The sequence below is a fragment of the uncultured Gimesia sp. genome, assembly GCF_963976445.1.
Lineage (GTDB): Bacteria > Planctomycetota > Planctomycetia > Planctomycetales > Planctomycetaceae > Gimesia.
This window is the reverse complement of the sequence record NZ_CAXBKP010000055.1, coordinates 1-6,061: the sequence shown is the minus strand read 5'-3', so window position 1 is coordinate 6,061 and position 6,061 is coordinate 1. Positions and strand designations below refer to the sequence as shown.

At 48.9% G+C, this 6,061-nt stretch carries 6 protein-coding genes; 2 read left to right on the top strand and 4 right to left on the bottom strand.

Annotated elements, in window-relative coordinates; translation table 11 throughout:
* Positions 1–450 precede the first annotated feature (450 nt).
* Both AAC022_RS26970 and AAC022_RS26965 read left to right on the top strand, forming a co-directional pair.
* Positions 451–1,398, top strand: coding sequence for a DUF1559 domain-containing protein (locus tag AAC022_RS26970; protein ID WP_339736412.1), 948 nt, complete (start codon positions 451–453; stop codon positions 1,396–1,398).
* 104 nt (positions 1,399–1,502) lie between these two features.
* Complete coding sequence (locus tag AAC022_RS26965) at positions 1,503–1,958, top strand: carboxypeptidase-like regulatory domain-containing protein (protein ID WP_339736410.1); 456 nt, start codon at positions 1,503–1,505, stop codon at positions 1,956–1,958.
* Positions 1,959–1,973: 15 nt separating this feature from the next.
* On the opposite strand, the gene AAC022_RS26960 is transcribed toward AAC022_RS26965, so the two are convergent.
* The 4 genes from AAC022_RS26960 to AAC022_RS26945 all read right to left on the bottom strand — a co-directional run bounded on the left by AAC022_RS26960 (position 1,974) and on the right by AAC022_RS26945 (position 5,727).
* Complete coding sequence (locus AAC022_RS26960; protein WP_339736408.1) at positions 1,974–3,161, bottom strand: ROK family protein; 1,188 nt, start codon at positions 3,159–3,161, stop codon at positions 1,974–1,976.
* Positions 3,162–3,271: 110 nt separating this feature from the next.
* A complete protein-coding gene (locus AAC022_RS26955) occupies positions 3,272–3,583 on the bottom strand; it encodes a hypothetical protein (RefSeq protein WP_339736406.1) in 312 nt (103 codons plus the stop codon).
* A 274-nt stretch (positions 3,584–3,857) separates the two neighbouring features.
* The gene (gene rpiB / locus AAC022_RS26950; RefSeq protein ID WP_339736404.1) at positions 3,858–4,319 is read right to left on the bottom strand and encodes a ribose 5-phosphate isomerase B; all 462 of its coding nucleotides are present in this window, start codon (positions 4,317–4,319) and stop codon (positions 3,858–3,860) included.
* A gap of 148 nt (positions 4,320–4,467) precedes the next feature.
* Positions 4,468–5,727 carry a PQQ-binding-like beta-propeller repeat protein gene (locus AAC022_RS26945; protein WP_339736402.1) on the bottom strand — a complete coding sequence of 420 codons (1,260 nt, stop codon included), beginning with the start codon at positions 5,725–5,727 and terminating at the stop codon, positions 4,468–4,470.
* Between the last annotated feature and the right edge of the window lie 334 nt (positions 5,728–6,061).

The window sequence follows — 6,061 nt, the reverse complement described above, 5'->3', positions numbered from 1 at the left end:
CCGTACGCACGGTGGTGTGGGAGGACGGGGGGAGAAATCCCCCCTCCTACCCGATAAATCCTAAAGCCGAATTCACGAAATATTCTTAAAGCGGTGTTTTGTTAAGGTTTTTTGATGCGGGAGACAGCGGCATGGGTCTCTGTATTGTCTGTGAGGCTTTCTTGGTGAGGTATTGATCGGCGTCTTGTACGTCTTTTTTAAGCTGAAATTCACACATCCCAGATTCCAGCAGGGGGTGGATTGGATTCATCCTGATCCGTCTGGAAAATCGAAAAAATTTCAGACCAGCTCTTCCCAGTTTTTACGATCGCTTCATTAAAACTTCGAAATGGGATTGTATAAAGGACCACGTTTCACAACCAGGTTTTGAAACGGACTCGGCTTCACCAATAAGGCAAGGCTATTTTCTTTGCGTTCTCCATAGTTCATTTTCTTTTCTCACAAGGAAACATGATGTTGTTCACAAACAACCCACCGAAGCGACGCTCAGGGTTTACCCTGATCGAATTGCTGGTCGTGATTGCGATTATTGCCATTTTGATTGCTCTGTTGCTGCCCGCCGTTCAGCAGGCCAGAGAAGCCGCCCGCCGATCGCAGTGCAAAAATAACCTGAAACAGATTGCGATCGGCATGCACAACTATCATGACCTGCATGGCGTGCTTCCTTTCGGCTGGGATCAGCGCGGTGCTTCCTGGAGTGCCATGATTCTGCCGATGATTGATCGGGCCAATATTTATAATACCTTGATTTTTCAGGAATCTGGCGATGGTAACTGGGACTCTGGTTCCGCCAATACCGACGCCGCAGCGACTCATATTCCTGTGCTGTTCTGCCCCAGTTCTCCGATCAGGAAGCATTACAGCTTCAATAATATCACTAATCGTGCTACCGCAAGTTACCTGGGAAATTCCGGATCTGAAGCTAGCTCGGATGACGCTTCGACTAAAGTATCGGGGACCAAGTCTCTGGAAGAAGTAAGTCAGAACGGCTTGTTTTTTGCCTGCAGTAGCGTCAGTTTGATTGATATCAAAGATGGAACATCCAATACCTTCATGTTGTGCGAAACACAAACGGACCCGGAATTCGGCAAGGATGGTCAATCGATGGATCACTGGGTGATTGGCTCACCGCAAACCGATCCCTGTGGTTGTAATGGCAGTACCGGAGGCTCTGAGTTCACCGAGTTTGTCGGTTCTGCGTATCCGAAGATGAATGCCCGCCGTACCGACCCTTCCGCCAGTGGTTACATCATGGAACTTTCTTACGGCAGCTGGCACGTTGGTGGTGGCCATATGGCATACGCCGATGGCTCGGTCCACTTCATCTCCGAGAATATTGATAAAACCGTGTACCAGGGACTGTCAACCCGTTTTGGCCGGGAAGTGATTTCACAGTAAGCATCCGGAATTATTTTCCGGTGAATATCAGATTTGAAACAACGGTCATGGGGTCATGGCCGTTGTTTGCGATAGTCATTTTTTTGTTATTAGGGTGCGTGAGCATGAAACGATATAGAATTGATTCCCGGTCTGTCCTGTTCTTTTCGCTGTTGATTCTGACTGCCGGCTGTGGTGGTTCGATTAATGCTGACTACAGCAAATTGGATCTGGTGGATGTATCAGGCACGGTCACCCTCGATGGTCAACCGTTATCCGGTGCGACTGTTGCCTTTGAAGCCGGTGATGGAACATTTTCATCCGGTGTGACGAATGAAAGTGGCGACTTCAAGCTGATGTTCAATTCCGAACAATCGGGTTGTTTGACGGGGGATAAAACCGTACGCATTCAATTCAAGGGGGATTCTGAAAATCCGGATGAAGAATCGGAAGAGGAAGGGGGGACATCAACCCAGCCGCAATCTATAATTCCTGAACAGTACAATAAAAAATCAACGCTCAAAGCCTCTGTGGACTCGAGTCATACTACATTTGAGTTTGATCTCAAAAGCAAACCGTAGGCCTGAAAAACATTGTCATAAGACTTTGAGAAAGTGGGGATTCGATTCGGAGATACGGGAATCCGTCAAATGCTCGATGATTCCCGCGATGGCCCCTTCCTGCTTACTGCCTCGGGCACGTTGGATTTGGCAATCTCGAAATGAAGAAGCCAGTGCCTTGGTTTCCGTATTTTCGATCAGACGATCAAAAAACGATGCGTCTATATCGAACATGCGACTGTGAATAAACAGCGTCTGTGGGTTGAACAGGTTGATCACGGTCACCAGCGCAAAAGCGAGTTGATTGCAGACACTTTCTAGTTCTTCAGATACATTCAGCTCGCCCGCTTGAACGAGTTTAAGAATCTGGTGAATGTCGATATCGCGACCGATACGTTTCGAAACCAGCCGCGCCAGAGCGGTGTCGCTGGCGACTGTTTCCAGACAACCATAGCGTCCACAGCCACACTTCACACCTTCAGGATCCATCGGTAAATGTCCAATTTCTCCTGCAAGGCCGCTGCTCCCTTTAAGGAGCCGGCCTTCAATGAATACCCCCAGGCCGATTCCTGTGTTCGCATCCAGCATCGCGAAATCATCAATGTCGCGCGCCAGGCTGGCGTGCCGCTCGGCGAGACAGAGCGCATCCGTTTCCTGCAGCACGACGCATTCTAAACCGGTCCGTTCAGATAAGTCTTTCCGGATATATTGACTATTCGTAATCGGTACGTTCGGCGACAGGATCGAGCGCCCCTCGTGTGAATCAAGCAGGCCAGGCAGGCTGATGCCGACTCCCCAGGTTCGAACCCCATTTGTGGATTTGAGTTTGTTGATTTCTTCGGTCACCTTGTCAAGCAAGGCTTCATAGGTATCGGGAGTCTTAAATTCGATCTGGGTCTTCTGCCGAATCTTCCCATCCAGTCCAGTGGCGACAAGGCAGCATGTGGAAGCATCAATCACCAAGCCAAAGACCTGCGCGGTTTCTTCTGCCAGGCGTAGTTTTTTCGCAGGACGCCCGCGCGAAGTTGCTGCTTCATCAAATTCCTCAAGCATCCCTGATTTCAACAGAGAAGAGACCGCCTTGGAAACGGTGGGTGCGGTCACGCCCGATAATCGCTTGACTTCAGCACGGGAGCTCGGGCCATTCGACCGCAACACGCGTATCACCATTCGCTCATTCATCTGACTCAGTAATTGGGGTTGGGAAGAGACCAACGTTCTCATGGAGTTCCTCAGTATGTAAGTTCGCAAAAATGGATAAAGTGATTTCAGGCAAGAATGTCATACTTCATACGGCCGCCGGCATCCGTATTGTTTTTGTATGCGATCAATTTTTACGGCGCTCCCTGTTTCTCGGGTAGCATTCCGCCATCCTGGTCACGTTGCAGTAAATGGCTTTCAGGCGGCGATTTCAAATCGAAGGCGGCTCCGGAATCGCCGTCTTTTAATAAACCCCGTCGCGTAGTAATGAGGGACAGGCTCCCTGAAGCGTTCTGCTTCTGAGGGAATTCTACACACTGAATGGTCAGGAACGGCACGACCTTGGTTTCGAAATCAGACGGGCGCTCAGCCGTTTCGCCTGGCTGAGTACTACAGGCAGCCAGGCAACTGGTGAACAATAATCGGAAAATGATTCGGCAATGCATTGTGTGTACTTTAGAAAGGGGGAAGGACACAAATGGTCAAAAGAATGCCTTTAGCTTACAGCTTTTTCTTTATTAGTCAACGACGTTTACAAAAAGCTGCTGCTTCTTTTTTCGATGGGTGAAGTGGATGTTGTTTCTGTAACATGAATGGGCGAATGTGGTTACGTCTTATTGTTTCTTGGTTCAGGCCTCTACTCGATGAGCGGGGTACTGATACAAGCTGTTCTCGAAAACCTGCTTCAATGACGCACAAAGGATTCTCTTCAGAGTAGAGTTACTGATCCAGTTTCTCGATCCGTTGAATGTGCCGTCCCCCTTCAAAGGGAGTTGACAGCCAGATTTCAATGATTTCATACACATCGTGCATTGAAACCATCCGCTCGCCCATGGCGATCATGTTGGCATTATTATGCATCCGAGCCAGACGGGCTGACTTTTCGTTCCAGCAGACTGCACAGCGAATGCCCTTGACCCGATTGGCGGCGATCGCTTCCCCGTTACCGGAACCACCCAGAACAATCCCTCGATCAAATTTTCCCTCAGCAACCGCTTTGGCAGCCGGAATAATAAAGTCCGGGTAATCCACCGACTCGGTCGAATCAGTACCGAAATCTTCTACCTGATAGCCTTCTTTTGTGAGGTGTTCAATGATCCGGCGTTTGTAACGATAGCCGGCATGGTCTGAAGCAACTACGATTTTTTTGACAGGTTGTTCTGAAGGAGCTGGTGAAGACATTCGGTTCAAATTCTAGAGTTAATAAAAAAATAAGGGTTGCGCTTTGAGTGTCTTTCAGGCTGACCCCGTTGAGGCATATTTCCTCAAGCAGAGTCTGCATGGCACTCAGAAACGCAGTAATATCAATGTGATCGGAACCGGACTGTCGTTATTTTCCGATCCGATAGAGTTGCGTCTTAGTGCGAATTAACAGTGTATCACCGGCGACGGCATAGGAAGCCAGTGTCGGTGCTTTCAAGTGATTGCGGCCGATCTCTTTGTATTGCTTGCCGGCAGCGATCACCGTGGTTTCGCCTTCTTCGCTTTGAAAATAAATCTTGCCATCCGCATGCAGGGGGGAAGCAGAGTAGTTGCCTCCCACGCGTTCTTTCCAGATGAGTTCCCCTGTTTTGGCATCAAAACACTGGGCAATCCCTTTATCACTGACCGCATACAGTTCGTCACCCACGACGAGCAATGAAGGCGTGTGCGGAATCTGGCTCTTGTTCGACCAGGCCAGGTGGGTGTCAGTCACATCCCCTTTGCCGTCCGGACGAATCGCCAACAGTGAAGGGCGGTCATAACTGGTGGTGACAAAAATCAATCCATGACTGAAGATCGGGCGGGGGATCACAGAGTAACCCGAATAATTCAGATGCCAGATCTCTTTGCCGTCTTCCGGGGAATGGCCGGAAATCACATCGGTTCCCGGAGCCACAATTTGCTGCTTGCCATTCACGGTAATGAGTAAAGGGGTTCCGAATGAAAACTTTTTGCGGCTGTCAACATTGCGATCAACCTTCCACTCGATCTTGCCCGTATTACGGTTTAAAGCGGCGATAAAGTTCTTGCCTTTACCATCACAGATAATAATCAGCTTGTCATCGACAATAATCGGTGAGCCACCAGTACCGTGCTGCATTTCATATTTGAGTTCGTCAGTTTTCCAGAGTTCTTCCCCGTCCAGTGTCAGGCAGGCGGTGCCAAACGTTCCAAAATGAACGTAGATCACTTTGCCGTCGGAAATCGGGGTCGGGCTGGCGTGGCTGTTCTTTTTATGAATCCGTTGTACGGTCTCTTTGGTTTCTTGAAAGACCTCTTTGTTCCAGAGGACTTCCCCCGTCTCCAGGTTGAGGCAGACCACACGCAGAGATTGTGCGGGGAGTTTTTCGGTGTCTATCGGGACCGCGGTTGTCACATAGACTTTGTTGTCGACTACGATTGGAGACGACCAGCCTACGCCGGGGATATCCGATTTCCAGAGGACATGCTCGGTAGGGCTCCATTCAATCGGCAGGGATTTCACTGTAGAGTGACCCTGTCCGGTCGGGCCGCGAAACTCAAACCATTCTTCCGCCATCAACTGCTGTGATGATAGATAAGTAACAACTGATAGAACGCAAAGGGTGGTAAATTTGAAAACGCTCACTTCAGCAAGCCCTCCTATTTGAGGCGGTGGATCTGTACTTATGTTTAAAACGCTTTTAGTGATGGACTAATTTTGTCAGAATACAAAGTGTCTGACAAGGTATCGGGCCTATTTTAACAGCCTGGAATGTTAGATATTGTTATGTCCCAAGAAGATTTCATTAGGAATTCAAAATTTTCGGAACGTAGTTCATTGACTCTTTGGAAGGGATGGCTATGATGAGCAAACCTGATTCACTTCCGGTGAGCGAAAATCTTTCGCACACAGGATTTAAATCAATGATCTTTGACAAAATGGTTGGTGGCCCCAAATTTTAAGAGTGGAAGCCGGTACG

Bases quoted from the DNA above. Each gene is read 5' to 3' on its own strand.
- AAC022_RS26960 (WP_339736408.1), bottom strand. From the start codon at position 3,161: ATGAGAACGTTGGTCTCTTCCCAACCCCAATTACTGAGTCAGATGAAT.
- AAC022_RS26970 (WP_339736412.1), top strand. From the start codon at position 451: ATGATGTTGTTCACAAACAACCCACCGAAGCGACGCTCAGGGTTTACC.
- AAC022_RS26965 (WP_339736410.1), top strand. From the start codon at position 1,503: ATGAAACGATATAGAATTGATTCCCGGTCTGTCCTGTTCTTTTCGCTG.
- rpiB (WP_339736404.1), bottom strand. From the start codon at position 4,319: ATGTCTTCACCAGCTCCTTCAGAACAACCTGTCAAAAAAATCGTAGTT.
- AAC022_RS26955 (WP_339736406.1), bottom strand. From the start codon at position 3,583: ATGCATTGCCGAATCATTTTCCGATTATTGTTCACCAGTTGCCTGGCT.